Raw genomic sequence first — 22,873 nt, 5'->3', positions numbered from 1 at the left:
AGCCTTTCACTCCCCCAAACGGCGGACAACCCGCGGCGCCCCTGGAGACAGACATGGCCATCACGCTCACCGACGACGTCAAGCGGCTCTTCGACGGACCCAACTTCGCCCACCTCGCGACGGTGATGCCCGACGGCTCGCCCCAGTCGGCGCCGGTGTGGGTCACCCGCGAGGGCGACCGCATCCTGGTCGGGACGGGGGAGGGCTCGCTCAAGGCGAAGAACACCCGCCGCGACCCGCGGGTGGCGCTGTCCATCGTGGACGGCGGCAACCCGTACGTCGAGGCGCAGATCCGCGGCCGGGTGGTCGAGCGCCGGCCGGACCCGACGTTCGTGGTGAAGGACGAGACCGCGCAGAAGTACACCGGCAAGCCGTTCCCGTGGCGGAACCCCGACGCGGTCACCCTCGTGATCGAGGCGGACCGGGTCAAGTTCGCGCGGCTGCCGTTCGTGCACGCCCCGGGCGGCCGGACGCGGTAGGGCAGTGCTCAGGGCGATCCGCCGCCCGTCCTGAACCGCGTCCGGACGTACTTGCGGGCGCTGTCCGGCGCAAGGCGTACGCTGCCCGGGCCACTGCGGACGTAGAAGTCTCCCTCGGGGCTTGCCTCCATGCCCTTCCACTTCAGCGGGTGGCCAGGACGAAGTCCACGACATCGCGCGGGGGAAGGCAGAGCGTGCGGTCGTAGTCCTCGGGCCGCCGGCGCCGGTAGCCTCCCGGTACGTCGCCATACGGCGACAGGGTCTCGCGAGCCCTGCCAGCCGCGGCGGCGGCATCGGGGCCGTGCTGGAGCAACCCCTGCTCGATGGCGTCCTCGAAGCTCCGCTCGGAGATCTCCATCCCTGCGCCGGGACCATCTTAAGCCAGGGACTCAATTTCCGGACGGACCCGATGGCGCTCCACTGGCCAGCGGGCGCAGTACCTCCAATGTCCAGCCCAGATCCAGGCGCTCGCCCAGCCAGGCCGATCGCCCGGTCCTGGCGTCGATGGAGAGTCCCTGCGCCGCATGGCAAGCCCGGATCGCTTCTACCGGCTCCGCAGGCACGGCACCCGGTGCTGGCACCTCGGGCAACTCCCTTCCGTCGGGGCGTCGGAATCGCAAGCCATCGTCCGAGTAACGTTCGACCTGGTATCCCTCCTCGTGGACCGCGCGGTGATGCCGTCGACAGAGCAGTGCCAGGTTGGAGAGCGTTGTCGGGCCACCCTGCGCCCAGTGGTGAAGATGATGGCCCTGGGTGACCCGAACCCCGCAGCCGGGGAAGCGGCAGCCCCGGTCCCGCTGCTGGAGCGCTCGTCGGAGCGCCGGCGGGATGGTCCGGGTTCTCGCCCCGATCTCCACCACGCGTCCCTCGCTGTCGTGCCGCAGCACCACCCGGCTCGCGTCGCACGCCAGGCGCTGGGACGTTTCCGCGGAAACGCGGATCCCGTCTTCCAGCACCGTTTGCCCCGGCTGCGTCGGATCCGCCAGCACCGGGGCATCCACGTGCACCACCACCTGGTAGCGCTCGCCCGGGGTTCCCGGGTCCAGACCCTGATGCAATGCCGTCTCCGCCACGAGGGCGAGCGCATCCGCCTGCTGCTGGGCTCTGGTCGGTGGCTCCGTCGCTGGGTCCGTTGCGCCGACCGGCCCCTCCTGTCGTGCTCGCTGATAGAGCACCTCACGGCCGGCCTCGAGCGCGCGCCGTAGCAGGGCTCCCACCTCTGGCGCGAGCCGTCCCCGCACGATGACCGTGCCATCCTCGTCCTCGAACAGGTACAGTCCGCGTCGGGCATGCTGTTGAGCGGCCACCCGGCGTTCCGCCGAGAGGTCGACCTGCCGCCAGCCCCGCACGATGCGCTCGACATGCGCGGCCGTCCCCGCTCGCCCGACCGCCAGGAGCCGTTCTTCCGTCTCCGGCGTGGCCACACGAGTCAGCGCTCGTACCTTGGAGTAGGAGAGGGCCCCTCGGAAGAGCGCGTCGGCCAGGCGGGGCAGTGCGCCCAGGGCCCGCGCCACCCGCACGCGCTCGCGGGCGGCGCCCGGGTTCAGCCCGACCCGCCACGTCAGCCATTCCGCGCACGATCTGAAGCCGGTGTTCCAGCCCCCGCGGCGGTCGAACTCGCGGATCAGCTCCAGCAGCCGAGCCGTCGCGGCGTCCAGATGCGCCGACAGCTCGGCGATCTCGTCGCCGAGACGGTCCAGTTCCTGGATACGCTGCGGGTTGCAGAGAAGACCCCCTTCACCTGTGAGGATTTCCATGGCGCATCTCCCGTGTGATCTTCGCCAACTTTAACCCCGCAGTTGGAGAGCGCCGCGGAGCGGTCAGGACGGGCGATCGTCGAGCGGGAGATGATTCGTCGTGGGATGGAGGCCGGTCAACGAGCAGGCGGTGGGGATGGACGACTGGATAGGCAAATCCGGCTAGAGCTCGGCTGTGTCCAGGCCTTCCGGATGAGGCCGTCAAGTAGAAAGTGGAATCAACCTCGCGGGCCTTCAGGCCCGACCGACGTCGATCTTCCCCGTCACCGCGGCGGAGATGAGCGAAGTCCGTAGCTCCTTCAGCCGCTCGATCGCATTCCGAACCTTGGCGACGAGGACGTCAATCTGAGCGGTCTTGGTATCCAGAAACGCTGCGATACCTTCTTGCTCCTGCCTTGGTGGTATCGGGAGAGATACACGTTTCAAGTCGCGGATGTTGATGCCCCGAATGGTCGCCCCGAGTGCTCCGGCGTCGAGCTGAGCAAAGACAGATGAAGACTTCAGCGCATAAAGGAGCCAAGGCCCATGGAGAGCTGGGATGTAGGCTACGCGCGCGGCATCCTGGGTGAGATTTGCGGCTTCTAGTTCTTCGGGAACCATTGCAACTTCCCCGATACTGCCTCGGATTGCGAAGACGAGGTCCCCTCCACGAAGCCCCGACCTGACATGCCCGGACTCGATCTCCCGGGACGTCCGGCTGAGGCGTTCGAGGCGCAAACGGTCCGAATTGACGTCGCCACCCTTGACGATCGGGATACCGTCCTCGACGCTTGGGCCCGGAAGCACGATCCCATACATGATTCGCCGATCGGAAGGCGTCAGGTGCCAGAGTCGCTTCAGGTCCCAATGGCCTTCATCGGAACGGTTGGGTCGAGGCCACCGGTGACCGCCCGTGTGATAAGGGCGGCACGCTTGTCCTGGAGTAGCTCGATCAGTCGCTCTGAGTCGTGAAGTGGTCCAGTGGGTAGGGATTGAGCCGAGCCACTGAACACCAGAATCCTTGTAGCTCTCGTACGACGGCCGCCGATCGCCGGGACGTCGGGCCGGACTCATTCAACCACGTCCCGTGCCGTCGTCCCCGTCACCTCGGCCAGCATGCGGACGATGTCCTTCTCCAGCGCTTTGATGTCGGCCTCGAACTGTTCCAGCGGACGGGGCGGGGTGTAGCGGTAGAAGTAGCGGTTGAAGTTGATCTCGTAGCCGACGATGCCGACCTGGCCGTCCTTGTCGTCGCGGCGAGCGGTGTCGATCCAGGCGTCGGGGACGTGCGGCTTGACCTCGCGCTCGAAGAACGCCTCGACCGGCTCGGCGAGGGGGACGCTCTCGGTGTCACGCAGTTCGGGATCCGGCTCTGCGGCACCCGCCGGGTCGCGGCAGATGGCCGCCGACTCATCGCGCTCGGACAGGGCGGCGAGGATGGCCCGCGCTACCGGGGACGCCATCTTCACGCTGGCCGAGCGCGCTGCTGCCTCCAACGCGGTCTCGAACCCGCGCCGGTCCTTGTAGAGGGTCGGGGGCAGCGTGCGCAGCAGGGCACGGATCGCCTCCTGCTGCTCGCGGCCGGCGGCCTGCTCCTTGGCGCCGGCCGCGCTCTCCTTCTTCGACTGGGCCAGCGCCAGGAAGCCGCGCTCGTGCTCCAAGCGCGCGAGACGGGCGGGAGTGGCGTGGAAGTTGAGACGCAAGGGGCGCTCGACCGTGATCTTGCGGAACCCGAAGTGGGTGGTCGGGAAGATCTTGCTGACCACGGCCTCTTCCTTGACGCCGTCACGGGTGACCGTGCGGGTGTCGCCGTCGAAGATCGTCCCCATCGTGGCGTTGTCGACCACCCCGGGATGAAGATCGACGGCTTTGAAGCGCTCGAGCACCTTGAAGAGCAGGCCGGCCTCGTTCAGCTTGCTGATGGTGTTGTCGAAGTCGAAGCGCTCGAGCACCTCGCGCATATTCGGGCTGAAGCCGGCGATGTAGTTGCGCAGGTTGGCCGCGAGCTGGGGGGCGTCGGCGCGGAGCTTGTCGAAGTCGTAGCGGGAGGTGTTGTAGAAGGCAAAGCCGGATGCCCGGCGGAGCTGCGCATCCAGGTCCTGTAGCCCCTTGCCGCGGAGATCTTCCTTTCGGCGAAGCACCTTCTCTTTGGAGGGGGCTAGGACGCAGTCGAGCCGGCGCAGGACGGTGAGTGGCAGGATCACGTCCTGGTACTTGCCGCGCTTGAAGGTGTCGCGAATGAGGTCCGCGACGCCCCAGAGGAAGCTGACGATCTCGCTATGGGTCATTGGCGCTGTGCGGACTATGGCCCGGGCGGCGCCACCGACACACCGTTGGCGCCGGTGCGCTCGATGGCGCGCGCGACGAGCCCGGACTGCTTGGCGTCCTCCACGACCGCGCGCAGGTAGCGCAGGCCCGCGTCCTTGCCCTTCGGCACCGCGATGGATTGCTGGACGCCCATGAAGCGTCCCTCGACGAGCCGCGATCCGGGCAGCTTCGGCACGAGGCCCAGCAGGCTCTGGGTCAGCCCGGCGAGCGCCTCCACCCGGCCGGCCGCGAGCATCTCGAAGGCGGCGTCGCCGCTCGGCGTCGACACCAGCGTCGCCCGCTTCAGGTTGCGGCCGAGGAACAGCTCGTAGTTGGCCCGCGCCGGCGCGGCCACGCGGACGCCGTCGCCATCGACGTCGGCGGCGGTGCGCAGCGGCGAGGCGCCCGGCACCAGGTAGGTGGCCTCGATCTCGAGGTACGCGGCGGTGAAGCCCATGAGCTTCTCGCGCGCCGGGTCCGATCCGAGGAACGCGATGTCCCACACGCCGGTCGGGGCGGCGTCGCCCATCGCGGCCACGCTGTCGTACGGCACGATCGCCAGCGGCACGCCCAGGCGCTCGCCGATGTCGTGCATCAGGTCGACGGCCACGCCCCGCGACTGGCCGGTGGCCCGGTCCCTCGTGGCGAGGATCGCGTTGCCGTAGTTGATGGCGGCGCGGAGCGTGCCGGTGGGCGCGAGATCGGCGCGAACCGCGGGAGTGACGTCGGCCATGGCGCTGGATGCTAGCAGAATTCCGCCGACCGGCGCCACGGCCTCCGGGTCATCGCCGGGCGGCGGGCTGCGCCAGCACCTCGGCGGCGGCCTTTTCGACCGCGGTGCCCTTGAAGAAGTCGGGGTTGACCTCGCCCCAGAAGCGCACCGCGTTGCCGAACATGAAGTCGCGGAAGTCGTCGTCGCCGAGCAGCCCGTGCTCGACCAGCTCGTAGGCCTCGGGCACCACCGCGGTCATGTCCGGCACGTCGAAGTGGCCGATGTCGGAGCTGAAGATCGCGTTGAGGCGGGCGCGCATCGGATTGGCCGCGGTGTTGAACGCCCACGCGTTGGTGGGATCGTCGGCCTCGCAGCCGAAGTAGAAGCGCGGGACGAAGAGATCGCGGATGTCCTGCTTCTTCTCGATGCGGCAGCGGAAATAGTCGTCGACGTCCTCCACGCCGCCGGTGAGGGTGGAGTTGGAGTCGCCCTCCAGGCCCTCGCCGCGCCGGACCGCTTCCACCACCTCCGGCCGCGCGTACTGCTGGGCCAGCTCCAGCAGCCGGCCGCGGTCGAGCCGGCTCGGATGGGTCGACTGGATGGCCTGCCCGTTCCGCTTCTCCCAGTGGCCGATGAGATCCGCGTAGAGCATGCAGGCCCAGCCCACCCCGCCCTCGAGGAAAGCGAAGTTGAGATCGGGGAAGCGGCGGGTCACCCCGCCGAAGAACAGCGCCTTGGCCACCGCGTGGCCGGCCGAGGCGAAATGGCCGATGTGGTTGTAGCAGAAGTTCGACGGCGAGTTGCGCAGCAGGATCGAGCGGGCGCCGTTGTGGAAGCTCGGGGCCAGCCGCAGCTCGCGGCACGTCCGCCAGACCGGATCGTAGTCGTGCGGGCTGTCGATGCCGATGACGTCGTACCACTCGACGAGGCCGGCCGCGTCCGGGCGCTCCTCGGCGAGTGCGGGCACCGGGCGGCGCATCATGCCGCCGACCATGATGACCTTGTAGCCGAGCTCCGTCGCCGCGAACTCGATCTCCTCGATGGCCTCCTCCGGCGTGTACATCGGGATGATCGCGGCCGGGATGACGCGGTCCTCGAGGCCGCGGAACTGATCGGCGGTGAACACGTTGTAGGCGCGGCAGATGGCCCGGCGCAGCCGGGTGTCCTGCATGCGGTGATAGGAGAGCCCCGCGGTCGGATAGACCACCGAGAAGTCGATGCCCAGCTCGTCGAGCCGCTCGTGCATGAGCCGCGGCATCATGGCGGTGGCGCGATCGAGCACGTTCTCGCACGGCGACGACCAGAACGCCTCCTGCCCGACGCGGCGCCGGTTGCGCTCGGCCACCGTCATCTTGAGCGAGTTGGGCACGCGCTGGCTCGCCAGGGCCAGGCCCTCGACCGCGGCGTCGCCGCCGATGCGGCGGAATTCTTCCCGCATCACCGGCGAATACTCCAGCCAGTGGCCGTCGGCGTCGATGACCGGATGGGTGAGGCGGGCGCGGAGCGTGCGGGCGTCCAGGTGGCCGTTGTGCGTCATCGCGAGGCCTCCAGCGCAAGAGTGGGGGATGGGTCGTCGAGAGGGCATGGTACTCCAATCGCGCGACCCCGCGCATCAGGACTCCTCAGCTCAGCCGACGCACTCCGCGACGCGGGCCAGATCGCGCTCGGCGCACGCGTCGCCGTCGGGGCGCACCGCCCGCGCGTTGCGGAGCGCCGTGGCGAGCCGCTGGTGCGCGCGGTAGACGGCCAGCCGCGCGCGGTCGAGCGGCCCGGCCACCGACTCGTAGCCGGCCAGGAACGCCTCGGCGAGATCGCCGATCGGCACCGCCAGGTCCGATGCGCCCTCCAGCCCGCCGAGGAAGGCGGCCGCGTCCCGCTCCGGGTCACCCCAGGCCAGGCCGTCGAAGCCCAGCAGGCCCAAGGTGGTGCCGTCGTCGAGCCACCGCTTGGCGCGAGGCGCGCCGTGGATCGGTCGGAGGCCACGCCGTCCGGAGTCGTGACGCCGGAAGAGGAGCTTTTCGAGCAAGGCCGACACGGTGTCGGCGACGTGTGGCACGCGCGCGCACAGCTCGGCGCCGGCCTGGACCGTGCTCGCGAGCTGCGCCGCCGAATCGAACGTCTCCCGCGGCTCGACCGTCGAGCACGCGAGCGACCCGGCGGCTCGGCCGATCCGATGCACCAGCCGTGCGCCCTCGGACCCTGCCAGGCGGTCGCCGATGGGATCGCCGTCGACCTGATGCTGCCACACCGTCCGGGTGAGGGGATCCCAGCGGTCGGGGCGGGCGACTCGGAAGCCCAGCTCCCCGCGCGTGGCGGCGGCCCAGAGCGCCTCTCCCTCGAGGTGGCGGCGCTCGCCGTCGTTGCCGCGGTAGACCTTCGCGTAGCAGACGTCGTCGCCGCGATCGCACCGGATCGTGCAGCGGCGGGACGGGCGGTAGCCCACCACGGCCGGCCGCCCGCCGTTGGCCAGCAGCGCGACGAGGCCGGGCAGTGACGGATCCGACGTGAAGCGGCTGACCCGCAGCCAGCCCACGGTGCCATCTCGCAGGCACCAGTGGTCCGCCACTCGCGCGCCGGGCTCCTTGTGGAAGACCTCGATCCGGACCAGCGCCTGCGGCGCCTGCTCGGTCTCGAGCACGACGATCACGTAGGGCTCGTGATGGGGATCGAACCGCCCGTAGGTGCGGATCCAGCGGCGCTCCGGCGGCCACCAGCCGCGGTCGCGACCCGCCCGCTCGACGATGGATACCGGCAGCGCATCGGCGGCGAGTGCGGTCAGCTGCGACCGGTACCGCGCGTGCGCCGACCTTCTCACGGCGCGTTCCGCCGCGGAGCCGGACTCGTGCCGAGCTGCACGGGGGAGCCGCCTTCCCGGAGATCCGCACCCTCGTGGGTGTGGACGCGGACGACGGCGCCGGCCGCGTTCCTCCGCACCAGCACGTGGCGGCCGGTAAAGACGAAGGAATCGAATCGGTACTCCTGATCGGGCTTCCCGCCGAAGAACAGGACGTCGTGCTCGGCGCCCAGCGAGATCGTGAAGGCGCGGGCGAGGGGGGCGGCCCGCCCGTTCACGTGGCTTACTCGGATCTCCTCGATCACCGGCATCAGCAGTGGCACTTGGCGGCAAGGCAGGAGCAACGCGACCAGGGTGGCACGCGCGGCCCGGACGCCGAAGCAGGCCACCGGCGCCGGGAGCTTCTTGCCAGACCGATGCGAGACGTGACCGGGCTCCAGCTGGAGGGTCAGGCCCTCCTGACGCGGCGCCACGATGAGCAGATGCGGGGAGACGAGGGCCAGGAGGCTGGGCGATTCGTTCAGAGTGATCCGGTCCTGCGCCCACTCGCCCAGATGAAACCGCGCCTCGTAGAGGTGCTCGCGATGGCCCACCAGGCTGTCCGCGATTACCCAGTAGCGCCCGTCCACGAAGAAGATCCGCCGCTCGTGTACCGCGTCGTACTCGTGGCTGCGAGCGCTGCCGTGCAAGAGGTCGAAGCCGTCCTGGCAGATCCGCTCGATCAGGCGGTGCTCGGGGGCGGGACCGGTGACGTGGTATCGCGTGCGCCCGTTCGAGCCGTCGCCGCCCGGCCGGCCGGGCAGCGGCTCGTAGCGCGTCTGGCTCCGGTAGTCCACCGTGACCGTGTTGTGAGCCGCGGTCGACCGGAACCGCGCGCGCCAGTTGGTCTCCCCGGACTCGCGGTCGGTGTAGCGGCCCGGGTCGACCACGAGCGCCCGCCCGAGGCCGTACAGCTCGACGCTCAGGCAGTCGAAGTGGCCGTGGTCGCCGGCGCCGAGCGGGCCGCAGTCGAGCACGAGGTGCTGCTCGTCGCGGTAGTCGCGGCCGTCGGCGCCCCAGCCGCTGCGCACGACGTAGTAGCCGGCCTCGGGGAACGCGGCCGAGCGCGCGGCGGGCGGGGTGCCGGTGAGTCCGCGCGTCGCGACGAAGAGCATGTCGTCGCGGCCGAACAGCTCGTGGCCCTGTCGCAACAGATCCAGGTGCCCGCGCACGTCGCCGTCGGAGAAGCTGGGGACGATGCCGGCCGGGTTGTGCACGTGCATCGAGAACTCCAGCGCCCGAATCAGCGTCGCGTCCATCTCGGCAGGCACCGCGATGGAATTGGCGGCGGCGAGGCGTCGCACGCCCAGGTAGTGCTTCAGCACCCGATGGTGCCGGTCGGTGGACAGCGAGCCGTGCACGCCGTCCGGGAGCAGCTCGGCCTTCAGGTCGTGCACCAGCTCCGGCAGCGCGATCGCTCGCCAGGCCGCCGCGGCGGCCAGCTCCGGGAACACCACGCCCGCGAGGAACACGGCGCCGAGCTCGAGCGCGCGGCGGTGGCGATCGGGCGTCAGGTGCCCGCTCAGGAAGCTCACCTGCTCGTCCAGCGAGGCGAGGAAGCGGAGGTGGAAGTCGGGCGGAATCGCGCGCGCGTCGCCCTCGGCCACGAACAAGTGGTAGGCGGAAATCCAGTTCTGCACCCGCCGTGCGGTCACGTCGGCCGCGATGGATCCGGTCCGGGCGGCCCGGATCCAGGAGTCGGTCAGCGCGATCCAGCGGTCCAGATGGCGCCGGTCGCCGGTGTCGCGGTAGGCGATTCCGAGCCCGACTGCGTAGGAGAACGCGTGCAGGCGGTGTGTCTCTTCGTTGAGCTCGAACCGGTGGTCCAGCACCGTTTCGATCGTGTCGGGCCGGCTCTCGAGCTCGTCCGCGACCGCGAAGAAGTGCACGTCGGTGCGGGTCGCGAAGTGCTCGAGCAGGACCTCGGCCGACCAGGTGTCGAAGGGAGGACGCAGCCGTGGCCGGGCCGGCGCGGCGACCACGACCGGAGGCCCGGCCGGGCCCGCGGAGTGTGCGTCGTCGTCCATCAGGTTTCCGAGACCGGCCGTAGCGGCCGCGCCCGCTCCATGCGCTCCGGCAAGCGACACGCCGGCCTGGGTTCACATCTCGGTGGGGGATGCCCTTCTCCAGGTCCCGCACGGTCGTCTCGGATCGGCTCCGCGGCTCGGAGCCGTCACCACGGCTGAAACGGAGACCGCGAGCAAGGCGTATGCCGCGGGTACGCGGTCATTGGCGACATGGCTCGGAACCGGCGGTCAGTCGAGGAAGAACAGCCACTTGTCAGGGTCCGGCACGGCGGTTGACGCACGGCATCGGGACGCAATAGACGCCGGCGAGCCGGCCCGGGGTTTTTACCCTGGGGATTTCACCGAGATCGGGGCAAATGCCCGCTCGGGGACGGGCACCTCGTCACGCCTCGATCAGCTGGTCCGCCCGCAAAATCAGCGAGTGAGGCAGGGTCATCCCGAGTGTTTTCGCCGTCCCGGCGTTGATGGTGAGCACGAACAGCACCGGCCGCTGGATCGGCAGGTCCGCGGGGACCGCCCCCTTGAGGATCCGGTGCACGTAGCCGGCCGCGCGCCGGAACAGGTCGGCGAGGTTGGGCCCGTAGGCCATGAGCCCGCCCGCGGCGGCGAACTGGGGGAAGACGCTGATGGCGGGCAGCGCTGCTCGATCGCCAACGCGCCGAGTCGCCTCAGGTTCTGGAAGATCAGCGGAGACGACGGGATGACCACCGCCTGCGCCCGCTGCTGGCGGGCCTGCTCGAAGGCGCCGGCGAACTCGCCCGGGTGCCGGACGGGCAGCGACTGGAGCTGGAACTTGAGCGTCCGAGCCGCCGTCTCGGTCGCGTTGAGCTGGGGGCGGGCCAGGTCCGCATCCCACAGGACGGCCACTCGGTGCAGGCGCGGCATCGCCTCGGCCAGGAACTGGAGGAGCTTGCCGCTCAGCTCCGGGATGTCGAGGAAGAAGCCGGTGAGATTCCCTCCCGGTCGAGCGAGGCTCTTGATCCAGCCCGCCTCGATGGGATCGGTCTCGAGATCGGCCAGCGCCCCGATGCCCACCAGCAGCTCGCGCCGGGCGATCACTCGATCACCGTGTCGGCCCGGAGCAGCACGCTGCTCTGGACCGTGAGCCCGAGCGCCCGGGCGGTCCGGAGGTTCACGACCGTATCGAACTTGCCGGCCTGCTCCATCGGCAGGTCCGCGGGCCGGGCGCCCTTGAGGATCCGGTCCACGAAGCCGGCGGCGCGACGCCAGGCGTCCGGAAAGTTGACGCCGAATCCGAGCAGCCCGCCCGCGTCCGCGTACTCCCGGAAGCCGATGCTCGGCAGCTGCCGTCGCCGGGCCAGCTCGGCGAGGCGGCCGGCCTGCGCGATGAACAGCGCGTCCTCGTAGACGCACACCGCGTCCCCGCGCGCGCGGCCGATCGGCTCGAGCACCCCGTCGAACTCCTCCGGGCGCTGCGCCAGGAGCTGGACGATGTCGACGCCGACGGTTCGCGCGGAGCGGGCCATCGCGTCGAACGTCACCACGTTGCCCACGTTCGCGCCGTTCATGAGCACGGCCACGCGCTTGAGCCGCGGGACCGCCTCCGTGATCATCTCGACCCGCTTGGCGTTGAGATCGGGGAAGGAGAACGTCACGCCGGTGATGTTGCCGCCGGGGTGGGCCAGGCTCTGCACGAGGCCGGTCGCGTCGGCGTCGCCGCTGATCGCGCTGACGATGGGAATGGTCGCGGTGGCCCGCTGCGCCGCGCGCGCGCCCGGGGTGCCGTGGGTGAGGATGAGATCCACCTTCGCGCGTATCAGGTCCGCCGCGAGGGAGGCGAGACGGGTGTAGTCGCCCTGGGCCCACCGGTACTCGATGGCCACGTTCTTCCCCTCGACCCAGCCGCGCTCGCGAAGCCCGGCGCGGAAGGCGTCCACGAAGGCGCCGTGGACCGTCGGCGACGTGGAGCCGAGCACCCCGATGCGGTGGATCTTCCCCGCGGCCGGCTGGCCGCGCGCGCGCCCCGGAGCGGCCAGCGCCGCGGCGGCACCGAGGAGGAGCCGGCGTCGGCCGATCATCATGCGGAGAGGCGATACACGCGCGCGGCCGTGTCGTGGAAGAGCGCGGCCTTCTCGACCGCCGAGTAGGCTGCGGTCAGGCGCTTGAACGAGTTCCACAGCACGACGTAGCTGCAGCTGACCACGTCCACCGGGAAGTTCGACTCGAACATGCAGCGGTCGACGCCGAACCGCTCGATGGTGAACTCGTAGTACGGGCGGGTGGCGTCGGCCAGCTCCCGGCTGGACGGCGGCCGCGGTCGCTCGTGCCAGCCGAAGCCGTTGACCTCCATGTTGATCCCGCCCAGCTTGGCCACCACGTTCGGACAGGTGGCGAGCTCGGCGATCGAGGAGCGCCACTCCGCGTACACCTCGCGCCCCCGGCCCGCGTAGGAGCCCACGCCCACCGGGCCGCCGAAGTGGTCGAGCACGATGGTCGTGTCGGGGAAGGCGCGGGCCAGCGCGGTCACGTCGGGGATCTGGCGGTGGTAGCACCACGCCTCGAAGCTCAGTCCGCGCGGGGCCAGCTGGGCGAAGCCGGCGCGGAAGTCGTTGCGCAGGAAGAGGCCCTGGGGCGGACGGGTGCGGTGATTCGGCACCTCGGGATCCGGATCCCACGCCCCACCGAGGCGGATGCCGCGAAAGCGCCCGCCCCCGGCGGCGATCTGGGCGTCGAGCACGGCGCCCACGGCTCCGCCCAGGCGCAGCGGCGCGGTGCCCACGATGCCGGCGGCGACGCGGATGGGGCCGTAGAGGCCGGAGGCGCTCATGGCCGCGATGCCGTTCACGAACTCGGTCTCGCCGACCGCGCGGAAGGCCTCCGGCCCGTCCGGCCTGAGCATGGCCCCGCACTCGATGAACACGGTGGAGACCACGTGGTGGCCGCCGCGCGCGTCGGCCACGATCTCGTCGAGCAGGTAGCGGGGGGCCACCCGGGCGGTCTCGCCGTCCCACAGGTGATGGTGCGGGTCGCAGATGGGCCGCTCGGGCTCGAGCGGCTCCTCGACGGTCAGCGCGAGCCACTCGCGGTTCTTCGGATACGAGACCACCGGGCGGCCCGGTCAGGACTTCTCGTACTCGAACCAGAAGCCGTTGCCCTCGCGCACCACGCGGCCGAACGAGGGCGAGGGGAAGTGCGAGGCGCAGACGAGCACGTCCCGCTCGCAGTAGCGCTCGAGGAAGGCGCGGCGGGTGGCCGCGGCCTGCTTGGGGTCGAAGTCGGGACGCGGCACCCAGTCGGTCTCCTGCAGCTGCACCGGGGAGTGGATCAGGTCCCCGGTGATCACCGCGTGCTGCCCCCGGGAGGCGATGTGCACGCTCATGTGGTCGGGGGTGTGGCCCCACGTCGACTCGAAGCGCACCTCGTCGTCGATCGCGAAGTCGTTCTTGACCATCTGGGCGAGCCCGGATTCCACGATGGGGATCACGCTGTCGGCGATCTGGTTCTGCGGCGTCTCCTTGTGCAGTCCCGACCAGTACGCCCACTCCTTCTCGGACATCACGTAGCGCGCGTTCGGAAACGTCGGCACCCAGCGGCCGTTCTCCCAGCGGGTGTTCCAGCCCACGTGGTCGGTGTGGAAGTGGGTGGTCAGCACGAAGTCGACCTGCTCGGGGCGCACGCCGGTCTCGGCGAAGCGCTGCAGGAACTCGCCGCTCGTGGTCATGTTCCAGTTCGGGCGGGCGCGCTCCTTGTGGTCGCCCACGCAGGTATCGACCACGATGGTGTGGTGCCGCGTGCGGACCAGGAACGACTGCATGGGGAAGACGAGGCCGTTGACCTTCCGGTCCAGCGCCCAGCCGGCGAGGCGCTCGCGATACGGCGCCCACTGCTCGGGGGTGACCTGGGGGAAGAAGCCGGCGGCGTCGAAGTCGGGACGCTCGGACTCGATGATCCGGTGAATGACGATGTCGCCGACCTGTCGCTGCAACATGGGCGTGGTCTCCTTTGAGCCCGCACCATAAGGCGAGCGGCCCGGCGTGTCAACGCGGCGGCCCTCACCGAGCCTTGAGCCGGAGGTCTTCGTACGGCGACGAGTAGGGATGGTGCTCGATGAGCCCGAGCCCCGACTCCTCCACCCGCGGCCCGACCCCGTTCAGGAACGCCAGCTCCCAGATCGGCGCGAACATCACCCGCTCCGCCGCGACGCGCTGGATCTGGTGGAGCAGGGCCTCGCGCTTCTTGCGATCGAGCTCGCGCGCCTGCTGGCCGAACAGGTCGTCGATCTCGGGATAGGTGCCGTAGACGTAGGTGCCGGCGGAGGTCATGTAGTTGTCGATCCGGGTGGCCGCGTTGCCGAAGGCGCCCGCGCCGGCCTGCATGAGCCCGCCGCGGATCTTCTTGTCCTTCCACTGGCCGAGGAACGCGGCCCGCTCCATCGGCCGCACTCGGGTCTGGATCCCCACCGCCTTGAGATAGTTGGCCACCGCTTCGGCGACGTTGGTGTAGGAGGCGTCGCACGCGAGGTCGCCCGCGTCGAAGCCGTTGGGCAGGCCGGCCTCGGCGAGGAGGCGGCGCGCCTGCGCGGGATCGTAGGGGATCGGCGGCGGCCCCCAGTAGTACTCGTAGGACGACGGGATGATGCTCGACGCCACCTTCGAGAAGCCGAGGGTCTCGGCCAGGTTGATGCCCTGGCGATCGATCGCCACGCTCGCGGCCAGCCGCACGCGCCGATCGTGCCACGGCGACTTCGGATTCCACTGCTCGGTGGTGAAGTCGATCCAGAAGGTCGCGGGCAGCAGGGTAGGGGCCAGGCGGAGCCCCGCGGTGCGCTTGACCTCCTCGGCGAGCGCGCCGCGGATGGAGTAGGCCACGTCGGCCTCGCCGCGCTTGAGCATGGCGAGGCGCGTCGCCTCGTCCGGCACCACGCGGAAGACGAGGCGCTTGACCGCGGGCGGCTTGCGCCAGTAGCGATCGTGGGCCTCCAGCACCATCTCTACCCCCGGATTGAAGGACACCAGCTTGTAGGGGCCGGCGCCGACCGGGGCCTTCTTGAACCCGTCGTCGCCGACCTTCTGCACGTACGCCTTCGGCACGATCCAGCCGGCTCCGGTGGCCGGCGTGCCGAAGAAGGCCATGAAGTCCGGCCACGGCTCTTTCAACCGGAAGCGAACCCGCTGGGCGTCCACCACCTCGACCGCGGCGACCTTGTCCCGGAACAGCTTGGCCGCGGCGCCGCGGTAGCGCTCGAAGGAGAACTTCACGTCCTCCGCGGTCATGGCGTCGCCGTTGTGGAAGACCACCCCGCGGCGCAGGACGAACTCGTAGACGAGGCCGTCGGGCGACGTCGTCCACGACTCGGCCAGCGAGGGCGCCGCCGGCTTGCCCGGCATCGGTTTCACCAGCGCGTCGTGCAGGGCGTAGAAGATCATCATGGTGGTGACGATGCCGGGGTGCTCGCCGGGATCGAACCACGCGGGCGCGATCGACACGTGGACGGCCCACGTCATCTGTCCGTCGGCGGCGAACGCGCGGGGCGGAACGGACGGAGCCAGCAGGAGTGCCAGGACCAGGACGGCACCGAGCGGACGGACCCAGGACAGAGATCGCATGGGATCCTCCTCGAGCAAGCCGGTCAGGTGCGCGATTTATAGCCGCGTCGGTCGACGCTGTCAACCGGTGCCGTGACATACTCCGCGCGGAGGAGATCGCATGACGACTCGACCCGCCCTCTTCGTGGTCAAGGCCACCATCGGCCCCGAGCTGGAGTCCGCGTTCAACGACTGGTACGACACGGTGCGCTCGCGGGAGGCCGCTCAGGTGCCCGGCTGTCTCGGGATGCGCCGATACCAGGCGATGGCCCTCGACACCCCGCACGCCGGATCCGAGCCGTGGCAGTACATGGTCTGCTACGAGTTCGATTCCGAGGCCTCGCTGCGGGCGTTCGTTCAATCGGACACGCTGCGGGCCATGACCCGCGACTACAACGCGCGCTTCGGCGGGAGCGGGGACCGCGCGCGCCTCGCCTACCGGCAGATCTACCCCTGAGCGCGCGCCCGCATCACCGGCCGCGCCGCGGCGACGAGGCGGAGCTCAGGCGGCTCCTCGGAGCGCGGGCATCACCTCCCGGGCCAGGAGCCGCAGGCTGCGCGTCTCCAGCTCGGGGGCGATGCGCCCGCCCGGATTGAGCTCGACCACGACGCCGTCGAGGCCGAGCCGCTCGCGGAGGGCGCGCAGCCGCTCGACCACCGCGGCCGGCGTGCCGAAGACCACCTTCCGCTCGAGCATGTCGTCGTAGGTGAGGCTCGCCATGCGCTGGGCCTGCTGCTGCCGCCGGTCGGCCGGGCCCGCGCCCGCGCGCCCGACCGCCGACCGGGCCAGCTCGGTCTGGCGCGCGAAGAACGCGGTGAGGCTCGCGCGCGGCTCCTCGACCGCGCCCGCCGCGGTGGGCGACACGTAGACCGGGATGCGCAGGAAGACACTCGGACTCCCCGCGTGTCCGGCCTCGCGCCAGGCGTCGCGATAAGGCCCGAGCTGGGTCACGAGGTCCGCGATCTCGGTGGCCCGCAGGCCGATGAAGATCGGCAACCCCAGCCGGCCCGCCGCGGGAAACGTCTCGTCGCTCGTGGCCGCCATGCGGATGGGCGGATGCGGCACCTGGTAGGGGCGCGGGGCGACGGTCGCGTGGTCGACGCGATAGAACTCGCCCGCGTAGCTGAACGGCTCGCCGGTCCAGGCCCGGCGCACGATGTCGAGCGCCTCGCGGAAGCGCGCCTGGCTCTCCGCGTAGGCGATGCCGTAGGTGTCGTAGGTGCGGACCACCCCGCTGCGGCCGATGCCGAACTCGAAGCGGCCCTCGCTGATGTGGTCGACGGTGGCGACCTCCTCGGCGATGCGGAGCGGATGGTTCAAGGGCAGCACCTGGACCGCGGTGCCCACCCGCACGCGACGGGTCCGGGCCGCGATCGCGCTGGCGACCTGGAGCGACGCCGAGATGATCGAGCGGCTCGGGGTGAAGTGGATCTCGCCGAGCCAGACGCAGTCGATGCCCCACGCCTCGGCGCGGTCGGCGGTCTCGAAGATGTCGCGAAACGCCGAGCTCTGGGTGGCGCCCTGGCGCAGCTCCTCGACGAAGAGTCCGACGTGCACGGCGTCGATACTGCGGCGGGGGCGGGAGGGAGTCAAGCGGACCCGAACGCGTCAGACTTACCGGGTAGAGTCGGCGGCGATCGGCCACGACACCGCGATTTCGTTCGCGCCGTGCGACATTGAGTGCGCGGCATGCGCCTTGCTCGGCACGACCGGGCAGGAGGGCTCCCACATGGGCATCATCGGCTGGATCATCTTCGGTCTGATCGTCGGCGTGGTCGCCAAGGTCCTCACCCCCGGCCGGGATCCGGGTGGCTTCATCGTCACGATCATTCTCGGCATTCTGGGCGCGGTCCTGGGCGGCTACCTCGGGCGCGCGCTGGGGTGGTACCAGGCCGGCGATCCGGTCGGCTTCGTGGTGGCGGTCCTGGGCTCGATCCTCCTCCTCGTCCTGTATCGGCTCGTCACCCGCCGCACCGCCTAGCCGTCGGGCCATGACCATGCGGTCGCTCACGGTGCCGCCGGCCGAGGCGGCCAGCGCGGCCCGTCTGCGGTATGTGAGCGATCGCGATCCCGGCATCGCGCGGGTTCGCGCCGGGCGCGGGTTCGCCGACCGCACCGCTCGGGGCCGAGCGAGCGCCGACGAGCGCGCGCGGCTCCGCTTCCTGGACCACACGCTGCTCCGCCAGCGCTCGGCCTGATTCCGCGGTTGCGGTCGGCCGGCGCTTCCTGCTAGGCTGCGCCGCCATGCCCGGCCATCTCGTCCCGCCATGCGCTCGCCGCGCGCTCGCGCTGACCAGCCTCGGTATGCTGCTCGCCGCGCTCGCCGGCTGCACCGGCGCCGAGGTCCACTCGCGGGCCGGCATCCCGACCATCGTGGTGGTGACCCGCCACGCCGACACCGATCCGGGCTCCGGCGTGCTGAACGCGACCGGACGGGAGCGCGCCCAGGCCCTGGCCAGTCTGGTGGCGCCGATGGGCGTCACCGCCATCTACAGCCCCGACCTCGAGCGCAACCTCGCGACGGTCGAGCCGCTGGCCCGTCTCGCGGGTGTCGAGGTCACGCGCAAATCGGCGGTGAGCGTGTTCTCGGCCGGGGCCATCGCCGAGGAGATCCTCGAGCGGCATGCCGGCGGCGTCGTGGTGTGGGTAGGCAATGTGTCGGGAAACCTGCAGGCGGTCTACGGGCGGCTGGGCGGGGACGGCATGGGGCCGGTCGACTACGGGGATCTACATATACTGACCATCCCGCCCTCGGGCCCGGTCCGCGTCGAGAAGCTGCGCTACGGCCCGTGATCGGTGTCCCGCCCCGTCTGCGGGGTGATAGCATACCCGCGGGATGAGACGAGGGCGTTTGATCGGCCTGGCCGTGGCGGTCGTCCTGGCCGGCCTGGTGTACGGCGGGTACCTCTGGTGGCAGAGCTTCCGGTACATCTCCACGGATGACGCGTACGTAGAAGGCAGCATCGTCGTCATCAGCGCCAAGGTCGCGGGCCACGTCGCCGAGCTGCGCATGGACGATAACCGCGCGGTCAAGGCCGGCGACGTCCTCCTCCGCATCGACCCGCGCGACTACGAGGCCCGGCGCGATCAGGCCAAGGCCGCGGTGGCGGTGGCGCTGGCCAGCCACCAGGCCACCCGCTCCGAGACGCAGCTGACCCGCGAGACCACCGCCGCGCAGGTCGACGAGTCGCGCGCCGCGCTCGAGTCGGCGCGGGTGGCCGAGCAGGCCGCGGAGTCGGCGGTGGCGGAGGCGCGCGCCACCCTGGAGGCCAAGCGCGCGGCGACCGCCGCGATGATCGCCGACGTCGCCGGCGCGCAGAGCACGCAGCGCCAGAACGCGCGCGAGATGGATCGGATGAAGCGGCTGCTGCAGGGCGGCTTCGTCTCGCAGCGCGACTTCGATCAGGCCGAGATGGTGATGCTCACCTCGACCGCCACCGTCGAGGCCACCCAGAAGCGGCTCAACCAGGCCGAGAAGGAAGCCCAGCAGGCCGAGGCCGCGCTGGCCAGCCGCACGCTCGCGGTGAGCCTGGCCCGGCAGCGGGTGAACGAGGCGCGGGCCGCGCTCGGGCGGGTGGAGAGCCAGCGGCGGCAGGTCACGGTCAAGGAGGCGGAGGTCGAGCGGGCCGAGGCCGCCCTCAGCCAGGCCCGCGCCGACCTGTCGTTCGCCGAGCTGCAGCTGCAGCACACCGAGGTGCGCGCGCCCAGCGACGGGGTGGTGTCGAAGAAGAGCGTGGAGGTCGGGCAGGTGGTGCAGATGGGCCAGCCGCTGCTGGCCCTGGTCCCGCTGCACGACGTGTGGGTGCTCGCCAACTTCAAGGAGACGCAGCTCGGCCGCGTGCGGCCGGGCATGGCCGCCGACGTGGAGATCGACACCTTCCCGGGCCAGGTCTTCCACGGCACCGTGGACTCGCTGAGCGCGGGCACCGGCTCTCGCTTCTCGCTGCTGCCGCCGGAGAACGCCACCGGCAACTGGGTCAAGGTCGTGCAGCGCGTGCCGGTGAAGATCCGGCTCGATCCCCGCGAGCTGGGCAACCCGCACACCCTCCGGGCCGGGATGTCCGCCTACGTGGTCATCCGGGTGAAGTAGCCGTGTCGTCGCCGGTCGAGGCCGCGCCGATCTCGGCGGCCCGCAAGTGGGCCATCACGCTGTCGGTGATGGTGGTGGCCTTCATGCAGGTGCTCGACACCAGCGTGACCAACGTGGTGCTGCCGCATCTGCAGGGCTCGCTCTCCGCCGGCCTCGAGGAAGTCTCGTGGGTGATCACGTCCTATCTGGCCGCCAACGCGATCATCATTCCCGCCACCGGCTGGCTCGCCGGCCTGCTCGGGCGCAAGCGCTTCTTCCTCGTATGCTGCGTGCTGTTCACGGTGAGCTCGGTGCTGTCGGGCATGGCCCCGAACCTCACCTTCCTGATCCTCGCCCGCATCGCGCAGGGCATCGGGGGCGGCCCGATCATCCCGCTCTCGCAGGCCATCCTCTGGGAGATCTTCCCGCTCGGCCAGCGCGGCCTCGCGATGGCGGTGTGGGGCGTGGGCTTCATGATGGGCCCGATCATCGGCCCGACGCTCGGCGGCTACATCGCGGACAACTGGTCGTGGCGCTGGATCTTCTACATCAATCTGCCGGTGGGCCTCCTCGGGTTCTTCATGGCGAGCGCCTGCCTGTTCGATCCGCCGTATCTCAAGAAGCCCGCGCGGGTGGACTGGCCCGGCCTCGCCCTCATGATCGTGGGCTTCGGCAGCCTGCAGCTGATGCTCGACCGCGGCGAGCGCGAGGACTGGTTCGACTCCCGGCTCATCGTGACGCTGGCGTTGCTGGCCGGCGTGGCCCTGGTCGGCTTCCTGATCCGCGAGCTGATGGCCGACCATCCGATCATGGATCTGCGGGTCTTCACCGATCGCAACTTCGCCTTCGGGGCCAGCTTCATCGCCCTGATCGGCCTCGGCATGTTCTCGAGCATGGTGCTGCTGGCCCTCTACTCGCAGAAGCTCCTCGGCTACGACGCGTATACCTCCGGCCTCGTCCTGGCCCCCGGCGGCCTCGGCAACATGTTCTCGCTGATCCTGTGCGGGCGCCTGGTCACTCGGGTGGACCAGCGCCTGCTGCTCACCTTCGGCTGCCTGGTGAACGCGATCAGCCTCTACATGATGTCGAACCTCACACTGGGCATGGACTACTGGACGCTGACGCTGCCCCGGATCATCCAGGGCTTCGCGCTCGGCTTCATCTTCGTGCCCCTGTCCACCCTGACCCTGGCCACCATCCGCAAGGACAAGCTGGTCAACGCCACCTCCGCCTACAACGTGCTGCGCAATCTCGGCGGCAGCGTGGGCATCGCGCTGGCCACCACGTTCCTCGCCCAGCGCAGCCAGTTCCACCAGCACAACCTGGTGGCGCACGTCACGGTGTGGGATCCGGAGACGCAGCGGCGCCTCGGGGAATGGACGCGACACTTCCTGGCCCAGGGCGCCGACGCCTTCACCGCGCAGCGGCAGGCCACCGCGATGCTCTACCACGACGTGGTAGGACAGGCGCAGGTGCTGGCCTACGCCGACGACTTCTGGATCCTCGCGATTCTCTTCTCGCTGGTACCGCTGTTCCTGCCGCTGATGCGGCGGGTGCACGCCGATCCGGCCGCCCCGAAGGCGGACGACGACCGCGACGGCGAGCGCGTGTCCCCGCTGCCCGCGCCGGTGGAGTGAGCGCGCGCGCCGAGCCCGGACAACCGCCGGGAGGCGCCGCGCCCTCGGGCCGCCAACTGGACAAGGTCCGCGGCGCGGGCCCCGAACGCGGTACAGTGAGGGCATGAAACCCGAGCCCGAGCACCCGCTGTCCGCGCCCGCTCCCGGCCTCGCGCATCCCTGGCCCGAGCCGCCCGCGGGCGGCACCAGCATCGAGGTGGCGCCGGGCGTGCGCTGGATCCGCATGCCGCTGCCGTTCCAGCTGAACCACATCAACCTGTGGCTGCTCGACGACGGCGACGGCATCACGGTGGTGGACACCGGGATCGGACTGCCGCCGACGCGCGAGCTGTGGGACGGGCTGTTCGCGGGCGAGCTGGCGAACCGTCCGATCGTGCGCGTGGTCGTCACCCACTTCCATCCGGATCACATCGGCAACGCCGACTGGCTGGCCCAGCGCTTCGGGGTCGAGCTGTGGTGCCCGCAGGCCGAGTGGCTGATGTCGCACCTCGCGTGGCAGGGCATGGGCGGCAACGACTCGGAGAAGCGGCTCGACTACTATCGCCGGCACGGAGTGCCGGAGGCGCAGGTCGACGCCTTCCGCGGACGCGGCAACCACTACCGGCAGCTCGTGCCGTCGGTGGCCCAGGATTTCCGGGCGGTGCGCGAGGGCGACGTGCTCACCATCGGCGGCCTGCGCTGGCACGCGTTCACGGTGATGGGGCACGCGCCGGAGCACGCCTGTCTCTTCAGCCCGGAGCTCAACGTGCTGATCTCGGGCGATCAGGTGCTGCCCAAGATCACCACCAATGTGAGCGTCTGGCCCGATCAGCCGAACGGCAACCCGCTGAAGCTCTACCTCGACTCGCTCGGGCGGTTCCGTCCGCTGCCCGAGGACACGCTGGTGCTGCCGTCACACGGACTGCCGTTCCGCGGGCTGCACACCCGGCTCGACTACCTGCAGCATCACCACGACGAGCGCCTCAGCGAGACCATCGACGCGCTCGCCGAGCCCCGGACCGCCCACGACCTGGTGCCGGTGCTGTTCCGCCGCCAGCTGGACGCTCATCAGCTGGGCTTCGCCATCGGCGAGACGGTGGCGCACCTGCACTTCCTGGAGGCGCGCGGTCAGGCCGAGCGGCTGGCCGGACGAGACGGCGTCCACCGCTTCCGCAAGGCCTGACCGATCACGCCCGCGCCCGCGGCGGGCTAGAGGCCGAGGATGCGGATCGCCGCCGGGGTCAGGGTGACGCCGGCGATCTCGTGCACGGTGTCGCTGACCAGCGCCGACCACGCCCGCTCGATCTCCCCGATGGGCACGCGGGCGGCCCGCAGCAGATCGGTGAGCGTGTCGAGCCCACGCACGCTGCCCAGGTTCAGGTTGACCTCCGAAGTAATCGGCGAGCCGAAGGTGAGCAGGTACTCGGCCCTCACGGGATCCACGGCCGGGCGAAGCCTGGTGATGTACAGTCGGCCCATCGCGGAGCGTCGGGCCATCGACGTAGCATAGCCATGAGGCCCGCCCGGGTACAAGCCCGGAGCGTTCG

The 22,873-nt window shown here is 70.6% G+C and carries 23 protein-coding genes; 8 read left to right on the top strand and 15 right to left on the bottom strand.

The window, feature by feature from the left end:
* Positions 1-479 (top strand): PPOX class F420-dependent oxidoreductase (locus tag VKN16_11480; protein ID HME94825.1); only part of this gene is annotated, 479 nt, incomplete at its 5' end.
* A gap of 142 nt (positions 480-621) precedes the next feature.
* On the opposite strand, the gene VKN16_11475 is transcribed toward VKN16_11480, so the two are convergent.
* The 13 genes from VKN16_11475 to VKN16_11415 form a co-directional block, all read right to left on the bottom strand.
* Positions 622-837 (bottom strand): hypothetical protein, encoded by a 216-nt coding sequence (locus VKN16_11475; GenBank protein HME94824.1) that lies wholly within the window; start codon positions 835-837, stop codon positions 622-624.
* 31 nt (positions 838-868) lie between these two features.
* Positions 869-2,236: a DUF222 domain-containing protein gene (locus VKN16_11470; GenBank protein ID HME94823.1), complete on the bottom strand. Its 1,368-nt coding sequence runs from the start codon at positions 2,234-2,236 to the stop codon at positions 869-871.
* 234 nt (positions 2,237-2,470) lie between these two features.
* Complete coding sequence (locus VKN16_11465) at positions 2,471-3,034, bottom strand: restriction endonuclease subunit S (GenBank protein HME94822.1); 564 nt, start codon at positions 3,032-3,034, stop codon at positions 2,471-2,473.
* Between the two features lie 251 nt (positions 3,035-3,285).
* Positions 3,286-4,503, bottom strand: coding sequence for a type I restriction-modification system subunit M N-terminal domain-containing protein (locus tag VKN16_11460; GenBank protein ID HME94821.1), 1,218 nt, complete (start codon positions 4,501-4,503; stop codon positions 3,286-3,288).
* Positions 4,504-4,517: 14 nt separating this feature from the next.
* A complete protein-coding gene (locus tag VKN16_11455; GenBank protein HME94820.1) occupies positions 4,518-5,255 on the bottom strand; it encodes a transporter substrate-binding domain-containing protein in 738 nt (245 codons plus the stop codon).
* Positions 5,256-5,304: 49 nt separating this feature from the next.
* Positions 5,305-6,771 carry an amidohydrolase family protein gene (locus VKN16_11450; protein HME94819.1) on the bottom strand — a complete coding sequence of 489 codons (1,467 nt, stop codon included), beginning with the start codon at positions 6,769-6,771 and terminating at the stop codon, positions 5,305-5,307.
* 90 nt (positions 6,772-6,861) lie between these two features.
* Entirely contained in the window at positions 6,862-8,049 is a 1,188-nt protein-coding gene (locus tag VKN16_11445) for a hypothetical protein (protein ID HME94818.1), read from the bottom strand.
* The gene (locus tag VKN16_11440) at positions 8,046-10,094 is read right to left on the bottom strand and encodes an alginate lyase family protein (protein ID HME94817.1); all 2,049 of its coding nucleotides are present in this window, start codon (positions 10,092-10,094) and stop codon (positions 8,046-8,048) included. Before VKN16_11440 ends, VKN16_11445 begins: the two co-directional genes overlap by 4 nt.
* Positions 10,095-10,476: 382 nt before the next feature.
* Positions 10,477-10,950 carry an ABC transporter substrate binding protein gene (locus VKN16_11435; protein ID HME94816.1) on the bottom strand — a complete coding sequence of 158 codons (474 nt, stop codon included), beginning with the start codon at positions 10,948-10,950 and terminating at the stop codon, positions 10,477-10,479.
* Positions 10,951-11,149: 199 nt separating this feature from the next.
* Entirely contained in the window at positions 11,150-12,136 is a 987-nt protein-coding gene (locus VKN16_11430) for an ABC transporter substrate-binding protein (GenBank protein ID HME94815.1), read from the bottom strand.
* A complete protein-coding gene (locus VKN16_11425; GenBank protein ID HME94814.1) occupies positions 12,133-13,161 on the bottom strand; it encodes an amidohydrolase family protein in 1,029 nt (342 codons plus the stop codon). The genes VKN16_11430 and VKN16_11425 overlap by 4 nt, the downstream gene beginning before the upstream one ends.
* A 12-nt stretch (positions 13,162-13,173) precedes the next feature.
* Positions 13,174-14,043, bottom strand: a complete 870-nt coding sequence (locus tag VKN16_11420; protein HME94813.1) for an MBL fold metallo-hydrolase — start codon at positions 14,041-14,043, stop codon at positions 13,174-13,176.
* A 64-nt stretch (positions 14,044-14,107) separates the two neighbouring features.
* On the bottom strand, positions 14,108-15,661 hold the full coding sequence (locus VKN16_11415) for an ABC transporter substrate-binding protein (protein ID HME94812.1): 1,554 nt from the start codon (positions 15,659-15,661) through the stop codon (positions 14,108-14,110).
* 100 nt (positions 15,662-15,761) lie between these two features.
* Here VKN16_11415 and VKN16_11410 point away from each other — a divergent pair, with 100 nt between their 5' ends.
* Positions 15,762-16,097 carry an antibiotic biosynthesis monooxygenase gene (locus tag VKN16_11410; GenBank protein HME94811.1) on the top strand — a complete coding sequence of 112 codons (336 nt, stop codon included), beginning with the start codon at positions 15,762-15,764 and terminating at the stop codon, positions 16,095-16,097.
* A 45-nt stretch (positions 16,098-16,142) separates the two neighbouring features.
* Here VKN16_11410 and VKN16_11405 read toward each other — a convergent pair whose 3' ends face one another.
* On the bottom strand, positions 16,143-17,198 hold the full coding sequence (locus VKN16_11405) for an LLM class flavin-dependent oxidoreductase (GenBank protein HME94810.1): 1,056 nt from the start codon (positions 17,196-17,198) through the stop codon (positions 16,143-16,145).
* 172 nt (positions 17,199-17,370) lie between these two features.
* On the opposite strand from VKN16_11405, the gene VKN16_11400 reads away from it, so the two are divergent.
* From VKN16_11400 to VKN16_11375, 6 genes are all read left to right on the top strand, one after another.
* On the top strand, positions 17,371-17,622 hold the full coding sequence (locus VKN16_11400; protein ID HME94809.1) for a GlsB/YeaQ/YmgE family stress response membrane protein: 252 nt from the start codon (positions 17,371-17,373) through the stop codon (positions 17,620-17,622).
* A gap of 10 nt (positions 17,623-17,632) precedes the next feature.
* Positions 17,633-17,839: a hypothetical protein gene (locus VKN16_11395; GenBank protein HME94808.1), complete on the top strand. Its 207-nt coding sequence runs from the start codon at positions 17,633-17,635 to the stop codon at positions 17,837-17,839.
* 46 nt (positions 17,840-17,885) lie between these two features.
* On the top strand, positions 17,886-18,434 hold the full coding sequence (locus VKN16_11390; GenBank protein HME94807.1) for a histidine phosphatase family protein: 549 nt from the start codon (positions 17,886-17,888) through the stop codon (positions 18,432-18,434).
* 43 nt (positions 18,435-18,477) lie between these two features.
* Positions 18,478-19,731 (top strand): HlyD family secretion protein, encoded by a 1,254-nt coding sequence (locus tag VKN16_11385; GenBank protein HME94806.1) that lies wholly within the window; start codon positions 18,478-18,480, stop codon positions 19,729-19,731.
* Positions 19,732-19,733: 2 nt separating this feature from the next.
* A complete protein-coding gene (locus VKN16_11380) occupies positions 19,734-21,347 on the top strand; it encodes a DHA2 family efflux MFS transporter permease subunit (GenBank protein HME94805.1) in 1,614 nt (537 codons plus the stop codon).
* A gap of 103 nt (positions 21,348-21,450) precedes the next feature.
* The gene (locus VKN16_11375) at positions 21,451-22,509 is read left to right on the top strand and encodes an MBL fold metallo-hydrolase (protein HME94804.1); all 1,059 of its coding nucleotides are present in this window, start codon (positions 21,451-21,453) and stop codon (positions 22,507-22,509) included.
* Positions 22,510-22,535: 26 nt separating this feature from the next.
* Here VKN16_11375 and VKN16_11370 read toward each other — a convergent pair whose 3' ends face one another.
* On the bottom strand, positions 22,536-22,823 hold the full coding sequence (locus VKN16_11370) for a hypothetical protein (GenBank protein ID HME94803.1): 288 nt from the start codon (positions 22,821-22,823) through the stop codon (positions 22,536-22,538).
* Positions 22,824-22,873 lie beyond the last annotated feature (50 nt).

It is taken from the genome of Candidatus Methylomirabilota bacterium (genome assembly GCA_035315345.1).
In the GTDB taxonomy this organism is placed as follows: domain Bacteria; phylum Methylomirabilota; class Methylomirabilia; order Rokubacteriales; family CSP1-6; genus CAMLFJ01.
This window is presented reverse-complemented; position numbering and strand designations above follow the sequence as displayed.

What these genes read in the sequence shown, in the direction of transcription:
- VKN16_11475 (HME94824.1), bottom strand. Translation starts at nt 837, where the DNA reads ATGGAGATCTCCGAGCGGAGCTTCGAGGACGCCATCGAGCAGGGGTTG.
- VKN16_11470 (HME94823.1), bottom strand. Translation starts at nt 2,236, where the DNA reads ATGGAAATCCTCACAGGTGAAGGGGGTCTTCTCTGCAACCCGCAGCGT.
- VKN16_11465 (HME94822.1), bottom strand. Translation starts at nt 3,034, where the DNA reads ATGTATGGGATCGTGCTTCCGGGCCCAAGCGTCGAGGACGGTATCCCG.
- VKN16_11460 (HME94821.1), bottom strand. Translation starts at nt 4,503, where the DNA reads ATGACCCATAGCGAGATCGTCAGCTTCCTCTGGGGCGTCGCGGACCTC.
- VKN16_11455 (HME94820.1), bottom strand. Translation starts at nt 5,255, where the DNA reads ATGGCCGACGTCACTCCCGCGGTTCGCGCCGATCTCGCGCCCACCGGC.
- VKN16_11450 (HME94819.1), bottom strand. Translation starts at nt 6,771, where the DNA reads ATGACGCACAACGGCCACCTGGACGCCCGCACGCTCCGCGCCCGCCTC.
- VKN16_11440 (HME94817.1), bottom strand. Translation starts at nt 10,094, where the DNA reads ATGGACGACGACGCACACTCCGCGGGCCCGGCCGGGCCTCCGGTCGTG.
- VKN16_11430 (HME94815.1), bottom strand. Translation starts at nt 12,136, where the DNA reads ATGATGATCGGCCGACGCCGGCTCCTCCTCGGTGCCGCCGCGGCGCTG.
- VKN16_11420 (HME94813.1), bottom strand. Translation starts at nt 14,043, where the DNA reads ATGTTGCAGCGACAGGTCGGCGACATCGTCATTCACCGGATCATCGAG.
- VKN16_11415 (HME94812.1), bottom strand. Translation starts at nt 15,661, where the DNA reads ATGCGATCTCTGTCCTGGGTCCGTCCGCTCGGTGCCGTCCTGGTCCTG.
- VKN16_11410 (HME94811.1), top strand. Translation starts at nt 15,762, where the DNA reads ATGACGACTCGACCCGCCCTCTTCGTGGTCAAGGCCACCATCGGCCCC.
- VKN16_11400 (HME94809.1), top strand. Translation starts at nt 17,371, where the DNA reads ATGGGCATCATCGGCTGGATCATCTTCGGTCTGATCGTCGGCGTGGTC.
- VKN16_11395 (HME94808.1), top strand. Translation starts at nt 17,633, where the DNA reads ATGACCATGCGGTCGCTCACGGTGCCGCCGGCCGAGGCGGCCAGCGCG.
- VKN16_11390 (HME94807.1), top strand. Translation starts at nt 17,886, where the DNA reads ATGCCCGGCCATCTCGTCCCGCCATGCGCTCGCCGCGCGCTCGCGCTG.
- VKN16_11385 (HME94806.1), top strand. Translation starts at nt 18,478, where the DNA reads ATGAGACGAGGGCGTTTGATCGGCCTGGCCGTGGCGGTCGTCCTGGCC.
- VKN16_11375 (HME94804.1), top strand. Translation starts at nt 21,451, where the DNA reads ATGAAACCCGAGCCCGAGCACCCGCTGTCCGCGCCCGCTCCCGGCCTC.
- VKN16_11370 (HME94803.1), bottom strand. Translation starts at nt 22,823, where the DNA reads ATGGCCCGACGCTCCGCGATGGGCCGACTGTACATCACCAGGCTTCGC.